Annotated in this window: 15 protein-coding genes; 12 read left to right on the top strand and 3 right to left on the bottom strand. The window is 68.3% G+C overall.

From position 1 onward, the window contains the following. Positions 1 to 737 precede the first annotated feature (737 nt). Complete coding sequence (gene cas5 / locus B7495_RS19610; protein ID WP_370028271.1) at positions 738 to 905, bottom strand: CRISPR-associated protein Cas5; 168 nt, start codon at positions 903 to 905, stop codon at positions 738 to 740. Here cas5 and B7495_RS19605 point away from each other — a divergent pair. Genes B7495_RS19605 through B7495_RS19075 form a run of 5 tightly spaced genes read left to right on the top strand, consistent with a single transcriptional unit; the run spans position 865 to position 7151 of the window. Continuing rightward, positions 865 to 1680, top strand: a complete 816-nt coding sequence (locus B7495_RS19605) for a fibronectin type III domain-containing protein (protein ID WP_370028268.1) — start codon at positions 865 to 867, stop codon at positions 1678 to 1680. The genes cas5 and B7495_RS19605 overlap by 41 nt on opposite strands. Before the next feature lie 25 nt (positions 1681 to 1705). Beyond that, a complete protein-coding gene (locus B7495_RS10475) occupies positions 1706 to 2674 on the top strand; it encodes a MoxR family ATPase (protein WP_088456515.1) in 969 nt (322 codons plus the stop codon). Then, positions 2671 to 3972 (top strand): DUF58 domain-containing protein, encoded by a 1302-nt coding sequence (locus tag B7495_RS10470; RefSeq protein WP_088456514.1) that lies wholly within the window; start codon positions 2671 to 2673, stop codon positions 3970 to 3972. Before B7495_RS10475 ends, B7495_RS10470 begins: the two co-directional genes overlap by 4 nt. Beyond that, positions 3969 to 6446 carry a transglutaminase domain-containing protein gene (locus B7495_RS10465; protein WP_088456513.1) on the top strand — a complete coding sequence of 826 codons (2478 nt, stop codon included), beginning with the start codon at positions 3969 to 3971 and terminating at the stop codon, positions 6444 to 6446. The genes B7495_RS10470 and B7495_RS10465 overlap by 4 nt, the downstream gene beginning before the upstream one ends. A gap of 9 nt (positions 6447 to 6455) precedes the next feature. Next, positions 6456 to 7151 carry an FHA domain-containing protein gene (locus tag B7495_RS19075; protein WP_168195303.1) on the top strand — a complete coding sequence of 232 codons (696 nt, stop codon included), beginning with the start codon at positions 6456 to 6458 and terminating at the stop codon, positions 7149 to 7151. Here the strand turns inward: B7495_RS19075 and B7495_RS10450 are convergent. Beyond that, positions 7148 to 8821, bottom strand: coding sequence for an MFS transporter (locus B7495_RS10450; protein WP_168195302.1), 1674 nt, complete (start codon positions 8819 to 8821; stop codon positions 7148 to 7150). The two genes, B7495_RS19075 and B7495_RS10450, sit on opposite strands and share 4 nt — an antisense overlap. A gap of 253 nt (positions 8822 to 9074) precedes the next feature. Between B7495_RS10450 and leuC the strand changes: the two genes are divergently transcribed. The 6 genes from leuC to B7495_RS10420 all read left to right on the top strand — a co-directional run bounded on the left by leuC (position 9075) and on the right by B7495_RS10420 (position 15576). Further along, positions 9075 to 10577, top strand: a complete 1503-nt coding sequence (gene leuC / locus B7495_RS10445) for a 3-isopropylmalate dehydratase large subunit (protein WP_088456510.1) — start codon at positions 9075 to 9077, stop codon at positions 10575 to 10577. Positions 10578 to 10588: 11 nt separating this feature from the next. Continuing rightward, a complete protein-coding gene (leuD, locus tag B7495_RS10440; protein ID WP_088456509.1) occupies positions 10589 to 11197 on the top strand; it encodes a 3-isopropylmalate dehydratase small subunit in 609 nt (202 codons plus the stop codon). Positions 11198 to 11286: 89 nt separating this feature from the next. After that, on the top strand, positions 11287 to 12609 hold the full coding sequence (gene murA / locus B7495_RS10435; protein ID WP_165787962.1) for a UDP-N-acetylglucosamine 1-carboxyvinyltransferase: 1323 nt from the start codon (positions 11287 to 11289) through the stop codon (positions 12607 to 12609). Positions 12610 to 12616: 7 nt separating this feature from the next. Further along, the gene (locus B7495_RS10430) at positions 12617 to 13429 is read left to right on the top strand and encodes a 1-acyl-sn-glycerol-3-phosphate acyltransferase (RefSeq protein ID WP_240632197.1); all 813 of its coding nucleotides are present in this window, start codon (positions 12617 to 12619) and stop codon (positions 13427 to 13429) included. Then, on the top strand, positions 13419 to 14546 hold the full coding sequence (locus tag B7495_RS10425; protein ID WP_088456508.1) for an NAD(P)H-dependent glycerol-3-phosphate dehydrogenase: 1128 nt from the start codon (positions 13419 to 13421) through the stop codon (positions 14544 to 14546). The genes B7495_RS10430 and B7495_RS10425 overlap by 11 nt, the downstream gene beginning before the upstream one ends. Further along, positions 14449 to 15576: a D-alanine--D-alanine ligase family protein gene (locus B7495_RS10420; RefSeq protein WP_088456507.1), complete on the top strand. Its 1128-nt coding sequence runs from the start codon at positions 14449 to 14451 to the stop codon at positions 15574 to 15576. Before B7495_RS10425 ends, B7495_RS10420 begins: the two co-directional genes overlap by 98 nt. Before the next feature lie 203 nt (positions 15577 to 15779). Here B7495_RS10420 and B7495_RS10415 read toward each other — a convergent pair whose 3' ends face one another. Further along, a complete protein-coding gene (locus B7495_RS10415) occupies positions 15780 to 16310 on the bottom strand; it encodes a DUF3515 domain-containing protein (protein ID WP_088456506.1) in 531 nt (176 codons plus the stop codon). 24 nt (positions 16311 to 16334) lie between these two features. Here B7495_RS10415 and thiL point away from each other — a divergent pair, with 24 nt between their 5' ends. Continuing rightward, complete coding sequence (thiL, locus tag B7495_RS10410; protein ID WP_088456505.1) at positions 16335 to 17324, top strand: thiamine-phosphate kinase; 990 nt, start codon at positions 16335 to 16337, stop codon at positions 17322 to 17324. Positions 17325 to 17328 lie beyond the last annotated feature (4 nt).

Here is a 17328-nt window from a genome sequence, read left to right as displayed (position 1 = left end):
AGCGCCACCGCCACCAACAGCGACGGCTCGAACGCCATGAACGGTTCCACGTCACTGAGCTTCGTGGCCGCGGCCGATTACCGAGGGCCCGCCGCCCTGACCTTCGTGGTGACCGACGGGACCGGTGCCGGAGACCCCAAGGGCAACCAAGCGACCCTCACCATCCCGATCACCGTCGGCGACCCGAACTTCGAGGACGTCGCTCCGACCTTCACCCCGTCCAAGGTCACCGTGGAGGCCGGCGAGGGTGCGCAGGTCGTGAACCTGCGCAACTCGACAGGACACCCCAACCCCGACATCATCCAGAGGGTCAGCTACGGATCGCTCAGCGGAACGAGCGGCGCCGTCGCCGCGACCCTCGCCGGAGCCGACCTCACCATCTCCTCACCGCTGGGCACCCAGCCGGGCGCCAAGGTGAAGCTCACGTTCTCGGTCACGTACAAGGAATTCACCATCCCCGGCTCGATCGAGGTGACGGTGGTCTCGTCCACCCGCCCCGTTCCCCAGGCCGTCGACGATGCCGGCCCCAACGGCGCAGGTATCGAAACCCGGCCGAGCACCTCGGAGACTGTGCCCGTGCTCAATAACGACTACAACCCCTTCGCCAAGGACGGCAAGCCGCTCGTGGTGATCGGCGCGGTCATCGAACAGCAGGTCGGCTCCGCTTCCGTCGCGTTCACCGGCAACGACGTCACCATCAAGACCGGCTCGGGCGCCACCGGCACTCTCACGGTGGTCTATACGATCAAGGACGCCACCGGCGACCCGGCCCGCCAGACCAAGGCCAGGATCACCTTCGTGATCCGCAACAACCCGGATGCCCCCAAGGCGCCGACCGCGGTCGAGGGCGACGGCAGCGCCACGGTGAGTTTCACCGCCCCGTCGTCGAACAACTCAGAGATCATCGACTACACCATCTGGTGGGGCGGCGGCTCCACGACAGTGAAGAGCGCCGGCACCCACGACATCACCGGCTTGACCAACGGGTCCAACTACGACTTCACCGTGACCGCCCGGAACGCCATCGGAGACTCCACGCCGTCGGCCTCGAGCCCAACCGTCACCCCTTATGGACTGCCCGGGGCGCCTGCCAGCGCCACGCTCAGGGCGCCCGGGCAGGGCACCGGGGCGCTTGAACTCACCTGGTCTGCACCCGGCAGCAACGGCGGGCGCGGCGTAACTGAGTACCACTACGAGTGGGTTCAAGGGCGTAGTGGATACCGCTATACGTCCGCCCTTTCGGCGTCCGATACCGGAAACATCGACCAGCCTGCCCAGTACCGGGTTCGGGCCTGCAACCCGCGCGGCTGCGGCGAGTGGACGTCCTCGAACACGGCGACTCCGCAACCCGAACCGCCGCCGCCCCCGCCCCGGGCGTATGTGTGCAAGGGCGCGAACGCCCCGGTGGGTAACTACGTGGAGGTTCGGTACGAGTACTTCAAACCCGGCAACCACCGGCTCACTACCGCAATCAACGGCGATTCGAGCGCGTTCACCAACATCGGGTACGACCTGAACGCCAACGGCAAGGTACGCCTCCAGAACTGGCTGGGCGTGCGGGTGGGCGGCGAGAACATCAAGGTGATCATCGGCGCCGGTGCGCCCACCGGTATCCCCGAGACCAACACCATCTCCGGCACGGCCTGGAACAACCTGGCGCCTAACACATGCTCCGGCTAACGAACGAGAACAGGAAGAACATCACATGAGCGTCACCCAAGAACAGGCAGACTGGTTCGCCGAAGCATTCGGCAAGCTCGTCGGCAACGTCGAACAGGCGATCCTCGGCAAGGACCACGTGATCCGGCTCGTTGTCGCCGCGATGCTCACCAACGGCCACGTGCTGCTGGAGGACTTCCCCGGCACGGGTAAAACCGTGCTGGCCAAGGCCCTGGCCAAGACCCTCGACGGCACCAACTCGCGCATCCAGTTCACCCCTGACCTGCTGCCGTCCGACGTCACCGGTGTCACCATCTACGACCAGGGCAAGGGCCTCTTCGAGTTCCACAAAGGACCGATCTTCGCGTCGATCGTGCTCGCCGACGAGATCAACCGGGCCAGCCCCAAGACCCAGTCCGCTCTGCTCGAGGTGATGGAAGAGGGCCGGGTCACCGTCGACGGCATCAGCCACGAGGTCGGTAGCCCGTTCATGGTCATCGCCACCCAGAACCCCGTCGAGCAGGCCGGAACGTACACGCTGCCCGAGGCCCAGCTCGACCGCTTCCTGTTCAAGACCTCGCTCGGCTACCCGGATCACGACACCGCCGTCACCCTGCTGCTGGACTCCTCGAACCGGTCCAGGGACGCCGGGATCACGCCGATCATCGCGTCCAGCTCGGTCACCACCATGGCCCAGCTGGCGTCCGAGGTGTTCGTGGACGCCGCCGTGCTCGGCTACCTCAACGAGATCGTCACCGCCACCCGCACCGACGTGTCCTCGACCCTCGGCGTGAGCATGCGTGGCGCCCTCGCCCTGGCCAGGGCGGCCAAGACCTGGGCCCTGTCGCAGGGGCGCACCTTCGTCAGCCCCGACGACATCCGCGACCTGGCCATCCCGGTGCTCGCGCACCGCATCATGGTCGACCCCGAAGCCGACTTCGCCGGCGTCACCGCCGAAGACATCGTCAGCCGGATCCTCGTCGAGGTGGCCCCGCCCGCCTTCCGCGCAGCATGAGACGGGCCTCCGAGCGCGGGCCCGTCAGGATCTCACCGGCCAGACACGCCCTGAGATCGGTCGGTCGCGCGCTCGGGGCCGGTGCCTCCCACGCCTGGCGGTTGCTCCGCCAGGTGCTCGCCGTCGTGCTGGGGCGCATCCGCCCCGTCGTCGATGTGATCGGCCCGGCCGGCCGGTTGGTGCTGCTCTGCGCGGTCACCGCGTTCATCGTGAGCGCCGTGTTCGGCTGGGTGGAATTCACCTACCTGGCGACCACCCTGCTGGCCGCCGTGCTCGTTGCCGTGCCGTTCATCATCGGTCGGGCCACCTACGCCGTCGAGCTGCAGCTGAACCCGCACCGCGTCGTCGCCGGCGAACGGGCCCTGGGGCAGATGACCGTCACGAACTCGGGGGAGCGCGCCCTGCTGCCCGCCCGCATGGAACTTCCCGTCGGCACCGGGCTGGCGGAGTTCGTCATCCCCGGGCTCGCACCGGCCGCCGTGCACGACGAGCTGTTCGCCGTGCCCACCCAGCGCCGCGCCGTGATCGTCGCCGGCCCCGCCGTCTCGGTGCGCGGTGACCAGCTGGGCCTGATGCGGCGCACCGTGCGCTGGACCGAGGCCGTTGAGCTGTTCGTGCACCCGGTGACCACCCGGATCGCCTCCTCGGCCGCCGGCCTCATGCGTGACCTCGAGGGTGAGGTCACCAAGAAGATCACCAGCGACGACATCTCCTTCCACGCCCTGCGCGCGTACGAGCCCGGCGACCCGCTGCGCAATGTGCACTGGCGCACGTCCGCCCGCGCCGGGCAGCTGATGGTGCGTCAGTTCGAAGAGACCCGGCGCACCCAGCTCACCATCGTGCACACCTCCGAGACCGCGTACTACGCCTCGGACGAGGAGTTCGAACTCGCCGTGTCCGTGACCGCATCGCTGGCGCTGCAGATCATCCGCGACGGCACCGGCCTCAGCGTGGTCACCGAGAAGCTCGCCCTGCGCACCGCGACCCCGGTGTCCCTGCTCGACGACACCTCCAGGATCGACGCCGTGTCCGGCCTCTTCCCGAGCCTGCGGGAATTCGCGCGGGCCGCCACCCGGCGCCTGCCGCCGCCCAGCGTGGTCATGATCATCGCCGGTTCGCTGATGGACCTCACCGAATTCCGGGCCGCGCAGACCCTGTTCGGTAAGGACGCCACCACCCTCGCGTTCCGTATTAACCCCGGGGCGCAGTCCCGGCTGTCCACGGTGTCCGGCCTCACGGTCGTCACCATCGGCGATCTGGCCGACCTGCCCAAACTTCTCCGACGGGTACACCGATGAGCCGCTTCACCCGCCCCCGTCCGACAACGCGGGCCAGGACCGCGCCGGCAGCCAGGCCACGCCCCGACCGGCCAGCGGGACTGCGCGCGGCCTGGCGGCCGTTCCCGCGGGCCGCCTGGACCGACGTCGCCGTGCTGAGCCTGCTGTCGTTGCTGGGCGTGCTGGGCCTGGAGACCTCCTTCGGCGACTACAACTTCCTGGTCGCCGGCCTCGGCGGACTGATCGTGGGAACCGGAATCGCCGTGCTCGGCTACGCACTGCGGCTGGGTGTAGTCACCAGCGTGCTCGCCGCCATCCTGGCGTACTTCCTGCTCGGCACGCCGTTCACCATGCCCGGCGAAGCCCTGCTCGGCGTGTTCCCCAGCATCTCGTCCACCGCCGGCCTGGCGTTGGGCGCGGTCTTCGGCTGGAAGGACATCGTCACCCTCGGCACGCCCGTGGAAGCACCGTATTACATGCCGGTGCTGCCCTACTTCGCGGCCTGGTTGATCGCCCTGGTCGGCACCATGCTGGCCAGCCGGTGGCTGCCCGGCCGCCGGCGCACAGTCTGGCGCACCGGTGTTCTCCTGATCGGGCCGGTCCTGCTGTATCTGACCGGCATCCTGATGGGCACCGACAAGACCTTCTACGCGGGCCTGCGCGGTGTTGCCTTCGCCGTTGTCGCCATCGTCTGGATCGGCTGGCGCCGCACGAAAGTGGAACGCGCGGATGCCGCGGGCGCAGCTCGGCTGCTGCGACGCAAGCTTCTGGGCACCGCCACCCTGGTCGTCGGAGCCGTGCTGATCGGCGCTCTCGTCGGCGGTGTCCTGGCACCTGAGACCAAGGACCGATTCGTGCTGCGCGAGGAGATCCAGCCGCCGTTCGATCCGCTCGAGTTCCCGAGCCCGTTGGCCGGCTTCCGGCAGTTCACCAAGACCCTCGCTGACACCCCGCTGTTCTCCGTGACCGGAATGCAGCCCGGAGAGACCCTGCGGCTGGCGAGTATGGATGCCTACGACGGCAAACTGTGGAATGTGGCCGCCGCGGACACCCTGGTGAACGGCTCCGGCAGCTTCCGCCTCGTGGGCCGCACCATCCCCGAACCGGCCTTGGTCACCAGCAGTGCGAACAGCACCGTCACCGTCGACGTCGTCGGGTACGAAGACGTCTGGCTGCCGGTGATCGGGTATCCGGCCACCGTGGACTTCGACGACGCGGGCAGCCAGGAGGAGGCCGAGACCCTGCGCTACAACGCCGATAGCGGCACCGCCGTGCTCACCACCGGTGTCGAACCCGGTTATGAGTACACGGTGAACGCCATGCTGCAGCAGACCTACCGGGATGAGGACCTCCAGGACGTGCCCGTCGCCGACGTCACCCAGCCTGCGGTCGAGAACATCCCCGACGTCGTCGTGGCCAAGGCCATCGAGTACGCCGGCACGGCCGATACTCCCATCGACAGTCTCCGGGCGATCGAACAGGCGCTCAAGACCAAGGGGTTCCTCAGCCACGGCCTGGCCTCTGACGGCATCCCGTCCAGGGCCGGCCACGGCGCCGACCGTATCAACGAACTGTTCACCCGCACCCAGATGGTGGGCGATGAGGAACAGTACGCCGCCGCGATGGCCCTGATGGCCCGCAGCCTGGATTACCCGGCCCGCGTGGTGATGGGCTTCGCGCCCGATGTGCCCGAGGACGCCGGCACCGTGGAGATCACCGGAACCGACGTGACGGCCTGGGTGGAAGTGGCCTTCGAAGGCGTCGGCTGGGTCGCGTTCTACCCCACCCCTGACCAGACTGACGTTCCGCAGGACCAGACCCCCAAGCCCAAGACCGAGCCCCAGCCGCAGGTGCGTCAGCCCCCGCGCATGGACAACGAAGCCGACGACCTGCTGACCGCCGTCGAAATCGACGACACCAAGGACGAGGACAAGGACAAGGACTTCGAGCTGCCCGGCTGGGCCTGGATCGTGATCGGCTCGATCGGCATCCCGCTGATACTGATCGGTGTCCCGTTCCTCGTCATCGCCGCGCTGAAGTCCCGCCGCCGCCGCAATCGCCGAACCAAGGGGACCGGCGATGAACGCGCCGCCGGAGCCTGGTCCGAGCTGGCGGACGGCTTTGCCGAGCTTGGTTTCGAGGTGCCACGCGCGTCGAGCCGTCGTCAGGTGGCCGTCAGCCTGGAAGCGCAGCTGGCCGCCCAGCTGCTCAGCCCCGACGGCACCGGGGAGATCGTCGACGCCGCGGAGTTCGTGGCGCCGCACCGGCTGGTGCCGGTAGCAGCTTCCGTCGACAGCGCCGTGTTCGGCGGCGAGCAGGTCAGCGACGAGGTCGTGGAGAGCAATTGGACGGCGGCACTGGCCTCCCTCGCCACCGCGGGGGAGTCCGCCGGGCGCCTGCGCCGGATTCTCGCCAGGTTCAGGCTCCGCGCCAAGCGGGACTGGAGCCAGGTGAACCTGCGCGGCAGCCGTGGCCCCGGCACGGGCCGAAGGTAGAGTTGCACCGTGGAAAATCCGGACTTCATAGTTCCCCCGCCGGGCATGTTTCGCTCGAAAGACGCTGAGGCTGACGCCGAGGTCGACGAGGAATCAACGGCGCGGGTGCCGCACAAGAACCTGATCGGCGCCATCCCGCCGGCGCCAGGGGGTGGCGCTCCGATGGTCGCCGACAATGCGGCGCCGCCGACCGGCCCGCCGATGCCCACGGTGGGAGCCGCCCCGCTGGCCGGTGCCCCCGCGGTCGCGCCGCCGGGGGCCGCGCCGGTGCTGTCCATCCCCGCGTTTGTTCCCACGTTCCCCGGCTCGCCGCCGCCGCGCACTCCGCTGCCCGCGGTCGCTCCGCAGCGCGCGGCTGCCTCGCAGGCCGCATCCGTCTGGCAGCTCACCCTTGCCGACGGCCAGATCATTCCGGTGACGGGCTCGCTCGTGCTGGGCCGCGACCCGGCCCCGGTCACCCGCCGGGCCGCGACGATGGTCAGCGTGATCGACCCGGCCCGGTCGGTGTCGAAGTCGCACGCCCTCGTCGAGCTGGTCGACGGGGAGCTGTGGGTCACCGACCTGCACTCCACCAACGGCGTCAGTGTCGGCGACGTGCACGGCGAACGCACTCCCGTGAATCCGGGCGTCCGCACCGCGATGGGCGCCGGCGTCAGCCTCTCCCTCGGTGAATTCGCGGTGCAGGTGTCGCGGCCCGACGCCTAGGGCTGTCCGGCTGTGCTGTCCGTGCTCGAGCCGGTTCCGCCAGGGCCCGTGCTCGAAAGCGGCGGAGTCTTGGGCAGCCGCAGTGCAGCAGCTAAGCCGAGCAGTCCGGCGAGGGCCAGGCCGGCGTAGACCACGGTGAGCGCCGTCTGCCGGGCCTCGGCGTTGATCTCGATGATCTCGGCCTGTTGGTCGGCGGGCAGCTCCGCGACGGCGTTGCCGAGCTGCGCGTCGCTGATGATCTGAGCCTTCTCGGTGACCGCGGTGTCCAACTGGGACTGTTCGGAGGAGGAGAAGACCGGACTCTCGTCGATCAGGCTTGTCGCCGTCAGGACGAACACCGACAGGATGAGCGCCCCGGCCAGGGACGTGCCCAGGGATGCGCCGATGTTCTGGGAGGTGTTGATGACCCCGGACGTTTCGTTGGAACGCTGCGGTTTCACCGACGACATGATCAGGTTCTGATTCTGGGAAGCGATGGTGCCCGCACCGAAACCGACCAGCGCCAGCCCCAGGATGAACTCGGTGCCGCTCGTCGCATCCCTGGCCAGCACCCCCATAGCCGCCGCGCCGAGCACGATGATGGCGAAGCCGGCGAGGATCACCGAGCGCGGCGCGAACCGGCGGCTGAAAACCCGCCCGCTCACCGCCGCCGACAGGAGGACGGCCAGGGACAGCGGCAGCAGGGTGAGCCCGCTCTGGATCGCCGAGTAATTCAGTTCCATCTGCACGTAGAGGGAGAGTGCGAAGATCGCACCGGTCAGAACGAGGTACTGCAGCAGCTGCACGGCCGACCCCGACGAGACGGCGCGGATTCCGAAAAGGTTCAGGTCCAGGAGCGTGTCGTGGTGGTGGCGATCCCGGCTTCGTTCCACCAGGACGAAGACGAGGAGGAACACCAGGCCGATCGACACGAGGATGACCGTCGGTGAGATCTGGCCGGCGGTGAGCACGACCTGACCGAAGATCTCAACGTCAACGCGACTGATGAACAGGCCGAAGGCCGAGGCCATCACGATGCCCAGAACCGCAGTGATGAGTCCGGCGGAGCTGAGGATGAACCCCGGCCAGTCGAAGCGAGGTTTCCGGCCCAGGAAGGGCGCATCCTTGATGATTTTCAGCTGGGTGAAGATGAACAGCGCCACGAGCAGTTCGCTGGCGAAGGCCAACCGCCAGGAGAGGTACGACGTGAACAGGCCCCCGATGATCGGGCCGATCCCCGCGGCGATCCCCGCGATAGCGGCGAAGCCGGCGTAGGCCTTCGCCCGGGCGGGGCCGGCGGCGAAGTTCGACACGATCAGCGACATCATGGCCGGGAGCATCATGGCCGCGCCCAGCCCCTCGAGGAATGACCAGCCCAGGATGAACACGGTCAGCGTGGGGGAGAGCGCGGTGATGGTCGTGCCGACCGAGTACACGCTGAGGCCGATCACGAAGGCGCGCTTGCGGCCGATGATGTCGCCCACCTTGGCGCCGGCGATCATGAAGGCGGCCATCACCAGGGTGTACAGCGTGATGGCGTTCTGGATGCCGGTGACCGTCGTGTCAAAATCCTCCACGAGGGTCGACAGCGACACGTTCATGAACGTGGAGTCGACGACGATGATGAACTGGGCCAGCAGGATCACGATGAGCACCCTGCCAGTGGTCTTCGGAGCGGTCACGGTCGTCATGCGCACACCATACGTCGACCGTCCCCCCACGGCCATGGCCCGCCGACATCCGTGAACCGTGAGAAGCCCACCAGGATGCGCGATTTTTAGGGGCACAGCTCACAGTTCGCGGACTTTAAAGCGCGTGTTAGCCTGAGGTGTGCTGCAACGTCGACTTCTTCTTCTGTGCCGCGACGAGTCTCGTATCTAACAGGCCCACTCGTCGCGGAGTTTGTCGTTGGCTGACCACCGTTCCCGAGGAAGACGCACGAACATGACTAACGCAGTGATCACCGATCCACCCACGCCGGACATCCGCCCCCGCACGCTGGCCGAGAAGGTGTGGGACAAACACCTGGTAGCCAAGGGCGAGAACGGCACCCCGGACCTCATCTACATCGACCTGCACCTCGTGCACGAGGTCACCAGCCCCCAGGCCTTCGACGGCCTGCGCCTGGCCGGTCGCCCGGTTCGCCGGCCCGACCTGACGATCGCGACCGAGGACCACAACACGCCGACCCTGGCGATCGACCGGCCTATCGCCGATCTCACCAGCCGCACCCAGATCGAAACTCTGCGCCGCAACTGCGCCGAGTTCGGCATCCGCCTGCACTCCCTGGGCGATATCGAACAGGGCATCGTGCACGTCGTCGGCCCGCAGCTGGGCCTGACCCAGCCGGGCATCACGGTCGTCTGCGGCGACTCGCACACCTCCACCCACGGGGCCTTCGGCGCCATGGCGCTGGGCATCGGCACCAGCGAGGTGGAGCACGTCATGGCCACCCAGACGCTGCCGCTCAAGCCGTTCAAGACCATGGCCATCACCGTCGACGGCACCCTGCGTCCCGGCGTCACCGCCAAGGACATCATCCTCGCCGTGATCGCCAGGATCGGCACCGGCGGCGGCCAGGGCTACGTGCTCGAATACCGTGGCAGCGCCATCCGCGCGCTCTCCATGGAGGGCCGCATGACGATCTGCAACATGTCGATCGAGGCCGGCGCCCGTGCCGGTATGGTCGCGCCGGACGCCACCACCTACGCCTACCTCAAGGGCCGCGCCCACGCGCCGGTCGGCACCGATTGGGACGACGCCGTCGCGTACTGGGACACGCTGGCCACCGACGAGGGCGCCACCTTCGACGCCGAGGTGATCCTCGACGCCGACACCCTCGAACCGTTCGTGACCTGGGGCACCAACCCCGGCCAGGGCGTCTCGCTCAGCGACACCGTGCCCAACCCCGCCGAGATCGCCGACGCCAACGAGCGCAGCGCCGCCGAACGCGCCCTCGAATACATGGACCTGGCCGCCGGCACCGCGATGAAGGACATCCGCGTCGACACCGTGTTCCTCGGCTCCTGCACCAACAGCCGGGTCGAAGACTTGCGCGCCGCCGCCGAGATCATCAAGGGCAAGTCCATTGCCGACGGCGTGCGGATGCTCGTGGTGCCCGGGTCCGCCCGCGTGCGGATCGAGGCCGAAGCGGAAGGCCTCGACCAGATCTTCCTCGCGTTCGGCGCCGAATGGCGTTTCGCCGGCTGCTCGATGTGCCTGGGCATGAACCCGGACCAGCTGGCTCCGGGGGAGCGCTGCGCCTCCACCAGCAACCGCAACTTCGAAGGACGGCAGGGCAAGGGCGGACGCACCCACCTGGTCTCCCCGCTGGTGGCCGCGGCCACCGCCATCCGCGGCACCCTCTCAAGCCCGTGGGACCTCGTCCAGGACGGCACGCTCGGCCACGAGGCCGTTCCCGCCGTTTTCGTCCCCGCCAGCGTCTAGGAGCAGTCGTCATGCAGAAATTCACCACCGTCACCGGTGTCGCCGTTCCCATGCGCCGCTCGAACGTCGACACCGACCAGATCATCCCCGCAGTGTTCCTCAAGCGCGTCACCAAGACCGGATTCGAAGACGCCCTCTTCTACGGTTGGCGGCAGGATCCTGAGTTCATTCTCAACCAACCCGCCTACCAGAGCCCCAAGGTCCTGGTAGTCGGCGCCGACTTCGGCACCGGATCTTCGCGTGAACACGCCGTCTGGGCGCTGCGCGATTTCGGCTTCGATGTGGTGCTGAGCCCCCGATTCGGCGACATTTTCCGGGGCAACTCGGGCAAGCAGGGCCTACTGGCCGGCCAGATCAGTGAGGACGACGCCGAGACCCTCTGGGGGATCCTCGAGGCGAACCCCGGAATAGAACTGACCGTGGATCTGGTTGCCTCTACTGCCAGTGTCGGCGACCTCACAGTCTCATTCGAGGTCGACGAATACACTAGATGGCGACTGCTGGAAGGCCTGGACGACATCGGCCTGACCCTGCGCGACGAAGCGCGAATCGCAGAATTCGAATCCCACCGGGAGCCCTGGCGCCCCCGCACTCTCCCCGCAAGGCAGGTAAATTTGTGATCATCGTCGGCGAAAACAATCAGGTCCGCGAAAACGTTCAAGAGAATGCAGAGCGCGGAAACGCGCAGAGTCACGGAGCCAATGTAGGCCTGGTCGGCGACAAGATCACCATCCGCGGCGGCCGCCCCCTGGTCGGTCGCATCGAGGTCAAGGGTGCCAAGAACCTGGTCACCAAGGCCATGGTTGCCGCACTCCTCGGCGAAACCCCGAGCATCCTGCGTGACGTGCCGAACATCAGCGACGTACGCATCGTGCGCGGCCTGCTCGAGGCCCACGGCGTCAAGGTGACCGAGGGCGACGAGCCCGGCAGCCTGCAGCTGGACCCAGTGGACGTGGAGAGCGCGCACTACGCCGACATCGACGCCCACGCCGGCTCCTCTCGCATCCCGATCCTGTTCTGCGGCCCGCTGCTGCACCGCCTCGGCGAAGCTTTCATCCCCGACCTCGGCGGCTGCCGCATCGGCGACCGCCCCATCGACTACCACCTTGAGGTGCTGCGCAAGTTCGGCGCCGTCGTCGAGAAGCAGGAGAGCGGCATTCGCATGTCGGCGCCGAACGGCCTCAAGGGCACCAAGGTGGAGCTGCCGTACCCGAGCGTGGGCGCCACCGAGCAGGTGCTGCTGACGGCCGTGCGTGCCGAGGGCATCACCGAGCTCAAGAACGCCGCGATCGAGCCCGAGATCATGGACCTCATCAACATCCTGCAAAAGATGGGCGCCATCATCACGGTCGACACCGACCGGGTCATCCGCATCGAGGGTGTCGACAGCCTGCAGGGCTACCAGCACCGCGCCCTGTTCGACCGCAACGAGGCCGCCAGCTGGGCCGCGGCCGCGCTGGCCACCGACGGCGACATCTTCGTCGGCGGCGCCAAGCAGGCCGAGATGCTCACCTTCCTCAACGTCTTCCGCAAGGTCGGCGGCGCGTTCGACATCCACGACGACGGCATCCGTTTCTACCACCCAGGCGGCGACCTCAAGCCCGTCATCATCGAGACGGATGTTCACCCCGGCTTCATGACCGACTGGCAGCAGCCGCTCGTGATCGCGCTCACCCACGCCCACGGCGTGTCGATCGTGCACGAAACCGTCTACGAGCAGCGCTTCGGCTTCGTCGACGCCCTGGTCGAGATGGGCGCCACCATCCAGATCCACCGCGAATGCCTCGGCGGGCACCCGTGCCGCTTCGGTCAGCGAAACTTCAACCACTCCGCCGTCATCGCCGGCCCGACCAAGCTGGTCGGCGCCGACATCGAGGTACCCGACCTGCGCGGTGGCTTCAGCCACCTCATCGCGGCCCTCACGGCCGAGGGAACCTCCACCGTGAGCAACGTGGGAATCATCAGCCGCGGGTACGAGAACTTCATCACCAAGCTGCGTCTGTTGGGGGCTGACTTCGATCTCGAAGGATAATGGCACCGTGCCAGATACAGACGTGCCAGATTCCAACGCGCCAGATTCCCCGTCGTCACCGGTGACGAAGTCCGGCCGGGTGCGCTCCGAGAAGAGCAAACCCTCGATTTTCTGGCTGCTTGCCGTGCTCGTGCTGCCGCCGATGAACCTGGCCGCGCGCTACAAGATCACCGACGGCCACAAGTTCCCCCGTGAGGGCGCGTTCGTTCTCTCGCCCAACCACTACAGCGAGATCGACCCGATCGTGATGGGCATGGTCAGCTGGAAGCTCGGCCGGCTGCCGCGGTTCCTGGCCAAGGCGTCGCTCTTCAAGCTGCCCGTTGCCGGCTGGCTGCTGAAGAAGTCCGGGCAGATTCCGGTGCAGCGTGGTGGTTCGGTGCGCGGCAGCGAGCCCGTCAAGGCCGCCCGTCGGCTCGTCGAACGCGGCCAGATGGTGGTCGTGTACCCGGAGGGGTCCCTCACCCGCGACCCGGGCATGTGGCCCATGCGCGGCAAGAGCGGCGCCGTGCGGATCGCCCTGGAGCAGGGCATCCCCATCGTGCCGGCGGCGCACTGGGGCACCCAGCAGCTCATGGAGCGGTACTCCAAGAAGCTGCACCTGTTCCCGCGCAAGACCATCCTGGTCAAGATCGGCGACCCGCTCGACCTGGCCGAGTTCCGCGGCCGCAACCTCGACACGGCGACGCTGAACGAGGCGACCGCCGTGGTGATGGACGCCATCACCGCCCTGCTCGAGGACCTCCGCAACGAGACCGCACCGGCCAAGCGCTGGAACCCCTCTGAGCACGATCAGAAAGAGACCGGCCGTTTTGAAGCCTAAAGTCCAGCCAGGCACCCGCGTTGCCGTTCTCGGCGCCGGAAGCTGGGGCACCACGTTCGCGAAAATCCTCACCGACGGCGGAGCGGATGTGGTGCTCTGGGCCCGCCGCCCCGAGCTGGCGAAGGAGATCACCGAGGGCCGCCGCAACAGCGACTACCTGCCGGGCATCAACCTGCCCGTGGGCCTCCGCGCCACGTCCAGGCTCGATCTGGCCCTCGCCGGCGCCGATCAGGTCTTCGTCTCCGTGCCCAGCCAGTCCCTGCGCGAGAACCTCATCCAGGCCGAACCGTTCCTGGCGCCCAACGCCATCATCGTGTCGCTGATGAAGGGCGTCGAACGCTCCTCGGGTCTGCGGATGAGCGAGATCATCGAGCAGGTCCTGCCGATCGACCCGGCCCGCATCGCCGCGATCTCCGGGCCCAACCTCGCCCTGGAGATCGCCAAAGAGCAGCCCACGGCCGCCGTGGTGTCCTCGTCGAACCTGGATACCGCGCACGCCGTGGCCCTGTTGGCCACCACGAAGTACTTCAGGTCGTACGTGAACACCGACGTCATCGGCACCGAGTTCGGCGGCGTGCTCAAGAACCTCATCGCCGTGGCGATCGGCATCGTGGACGGCGTCGGCTACGGCGAGAACACCAAGGCGTCGATCATCACCCGCGGGCTCGTGGAGATGACGGACTTCGCCGTGGCCTACGGCGCCCAGCCGGAGACCCTCGCGGGTCTGGCGGGCCTCGGCGACCTCATCGCGACCTGCCAGTCCCCGCTGTCCCGCAACAACACCGCCGGCCGGCTGCTCGGCCAGGGCTACAGCTACAACGACGTCATCGCGCAGATGCAGCAGACCACAGAGGGACTCGCATCCGTGAGCCCGATCCTCGAGTTGGCGCGTGCCAAGGGTGTCGACATGCCCATCGTCGAACAGGTACGCCAGGTGCTGGCGGGTACGCTGAAGCCGCGGGATATTGCGCCGCACCTCACGACTGACTCCGGCGCACCGCAGGGTGAAAGGACCATTGATGACGGACAAGCTCACGGTAGCGCTGCTGTTTGGGGGGCGTTCAAGCGAACATTCGATCAGCTGCGCCACAGCGGGCGGGGTACTGGCCGCAATTGACCGGAACCGCTACACGGTCATCCCGGTAGGCATCACCCGCGACGGCACCTTCGTGCTCGAAGACGACGATCCGACCAAGTTCGCGCTGACCGCCGCCGCCCTGCCCGAGGTCACCGACAACGGGAGCCGGGTGCTCTGGCCCGACAGCGCGCGTAGCCGCGAACTCATCGTCGTGGACGACTCCGGCCGCCGGAGCCTCGGCCCGATCGACCTGGTGTTCCCGATCCTGCACGGACCATACGGCGAAGACGGCACCGTGCAGGGGATGCTCGAACTCGTCGACCTGCCGTTCGTCGGCTCCGGTGTGCTCGCGTCAGCGTTGGGCATGGACAAGCACTTCACCAAGACCGTTCTGCAGCACTCAGGGCTGGCCGTGGCCCCCTGGCGAACCATCACCGCGGACGACTGGGCCGACGCGCCGGGGTCGGCTTACGCCGCCCTGGAGGAGCTGGGCCTGCCCGCCTTCGTGAAGCCGGCCAGAGCCGGCTCCAGCGTCGGCGTGAGCCGGGTCGCCAACTCCGACCAGCTGGCCGAGGCGATGGCCGTGGCGCTGGCCGAGGACGACAAGGTGCTCATCGAGGCGGGCCTGGTGGGCCGCGAGCTCGAGGTCGCCGTGCTGCAGGGGCGCCCCGGCGAACCGGCGCATGCCTCCGTTGCCGGTGAGGTCGTCGTCACCGGCCGCGACTTCTACGACTTCGCCGCCAAGTACCTCGACGCTGCGGGCATCGAACTGCTCTGCCCGGCGGACCTCGCCCCGGCGGACCTGGCCGAGATGCAGGACATCGCGGTGCGGGCGTTCGAGGCCATCGACGCCGGCGGCCTGGCCAGGGTGGACTTCTTCCTCACCGCCGACGGCTGGGTGATCAACGAGATCAACACCATGCCGGGCTTCACCCCCATCTCGATGTTCCCCAGCTGCTGGCTGGCCAGCGGGTACACCTACCCGCAGCTGATCGACGAACTCATCGAGGTGGCCCTGGCCCGGGCAGCGCACAAGCGCCGCCGCACCTCCGCCGTCGTCACCGAGTAACGCAGACGCCGCCACCACTTGCCGTGAAACGCCCCCTTCAGCTGCTTTGAAGGGGGCGTTTGCCGTGAGTCGATGGGTGCGCCCTCCACGACTTTCCGCAGGATTCCCCTTCAGCTGCCCTGAAGGGGGTATTTCCGGCAACTCGATGAGGGGCGCGCGGGCCCGGGCACGGCATCCGCGGCCTCCGCGCGGCGGAGCCCGCCTTAGGGCGCGGGCGTCTCGCTGGGCAGGGTCACGTCGTCGGCGCTGAGGCACTGCTTCGAGGCGGGAACGTTCGCGACGGCCGCGGCGAGGTCGACCAGGGTGGTCGATCCGCTGACCAGCTCGGAGTCGAGGTAGACCTCCGTGGCCGGTTCACGCCCGTAGGTGGTGTACCGGTACATGGGCGCCTCGCTGTCATCCTCGATCCAGTCGACTCCGTTGATGCTCACGCACGGCAGCGTGGTGGGTCCGGGCACCTCGACGCCGCAGGTGAGCAGCACCGCGCTGGGGTCACCCCAGGCGCCGGTGGCCTGAGCGTTCGTCTCCCGTTCGGGCTGGTCGGCCACGGTCGTCGGCAGGCGCACGATGATGTCGGCGCAGGCGGGGTTCTCCGCATCCGCTGCCGGCTGCATCGGAACCGTGGCGGCACACCCTGTGAGCACAACGGCGGAGGCCGCGAGCAGCAGCGCTGTCGCGGCGCGGACACCGGTGCTGTGGCGGAGCCGGCGAGAGAGGGTGAACTGGAGAGTCATCACATTCAGGTTACCGTTTGAAGCATGACCAATGCTCCCGACCAGACCCTGGCCGACCTCAGCGAGGGCGAGGTGCTCGCCCGCATCTTCCCGCGGCTGCCGCACGCCGACACCGAGTTGCTCGGACCCGGTGACGACGCCGCCGTGCTCTCCGCGGCCGACGGCCGGTTCGTCGTCACCTGCGACATGATGATCCAGGGCCCGGACTTCAGGCTGGCCTGGTCGACGCCGCACGACCTGGGCTGGAAGGCCGCCGCCACGAACCTGTCCGATGTCGCCGCGATGGGCGCGAGGCCCACAGCGCTCGTGGTGGCCATCGCCGCTCCGCCGTCCACACCGATCTCGGTCATCCTCGGCATCGCCGACGGGTTGCGCGACGGCTGTGAAGCGTTGGCTCCGGGCTGCGGGGTCGTGGGCGGTGACCTGTCCGCCTCCGACGCCCTCACTCTCTCGATCACGGCCTTCGGCGACCTCGAGGGTCGGGCGCCCGTGCTGCGTTCCGGTGCCCGGCCGGGGGACATCGTTGCCCACGCTGGACGTCTGGGTGACGCCGGCATCGGCCTCGGGCTGCTGTTCCGCTTCGGGGTGGACGCCGACGGAGTGCCGAGCCGCGCGGCCGCCGATGCCCTCAAGCTGCGCGAGCCCCGGTTCGTCGAGGCGCAACTGGCGCCGGTACCTCCGATCCGGTTGGGCGCTGTCGCGGCGGCCGCCGGAGCGACGGCCATGCTCGACGTGTCCGACGGGCTGGCTATCGATGCGGGCCGGCTCGCGCGGGCCAGCGGCGCCGGCGTCGATTTTGATTCAGCGGCGCTCGGCGACCAGCGGGAGCTGGCCCTGGGCGGGGGAGAGGACCACGGCCTGCTGGCCACCTTCCCGCCCACCGCGGAGCTCCCCGCCGGATTCCGGCGCCTCGGCACCGTCACCGGCGAGTCCGGGATCGTGCTCGTGGACGGTGAGCCGCACACCCAGGGCGGTTGGGACCCGTACCGCGGCTGGGACGGCGCCACCACCTGAGGCA

The sequence above is a fragment of the Cryobacterium sp. LW097 genome (assembly GCF_002205495.2).
Lineage (GTDB): Bacteria > Actinomycetota > Actinomycetes > Actinomycetales > Microbacteriaceae > Cryobacterium > Cryobacterium zongtaii.
Note: the sequence above shows the minus strand (reverse complement) of the source record. Positions and strands in the feature narration are given on the sequence as shown.

What these genes read in the sequence shown, in the direction of transcription:
- cas5 (WP_370028271.1), bottom strand. Translation starts at nt 905, where the DNA reads ATGATCTCTGAGTTGTTCGACGACGGGGCGGTGAAACTCACCGTGGCG.
- B7495_RS10475 (WP_088456515.1), top strand. Translation starts at nt 1,706, where the DNA reads ATGAGCGTCACCCAAGAACAGGCAGACTGGTTCGCCGAAGCATTCGGC.
- B7495_RS10470 (WP_088456514.1), top strand. Translation starts at nt 2,671, where the DNA reads ATGAGACGGGCCTCCGAGCGCGGGCCCGTCAGGATCTCACCGGCCAGA.
- B7495_RS10465 (WP_088456513.1), top strand. Translation starts at nt 3,969, where the DNA reads ATGAGCCGCTTCACCCGCCCCCGTCCGACAACGCGGGCCAGGACCGCG.
- B7495_RS10450 (WP_168195302.1), bottom strand. Translation starts at nt 8,821, where the DNA reads ATGACGACCGTGACCGCTCCGAAGACCACTGGCAGGGTGCTCATCGTG.
- leuC (WP_088456510.1), top strand. Translation starts at nt 9,075, where the DNA reads ATGACTAACGCAGTGATCACCGATCCACCCACGCCGGACATCCGCCCC.
- leuD (WP_088456509.1), top strand. Translation starts at nt 10,589, where the DNA reads ATGCAGAAATTCACCACCGTCACCGGTGTCGCCGTTCCCATGCGCCGC.
- B7495_RS10420 (WP_088456507.1), top strand. Translation starts at nt 14,449, where the DNA reads ATGACGGACAAGCTCACGGTAGCGCTGCTGTTTGGGGGGCGTTCAAGC.
- B7495_RS10415 (WP_088456506.1), bottom strand. Translation starts at nt 16,310, where the DNA reads ATGACTCTCCAGTTCACCCTCTCTCGCCGGCTCCGCCACAGCACCGGT.
- thiL (WP_088456505.1), top strand. Translation starts at nt 16,335, where the DNA reads ATGACCAATGCTCCCGACCAGACCCTGGCCGACCTCAGCGAGGGCGAG.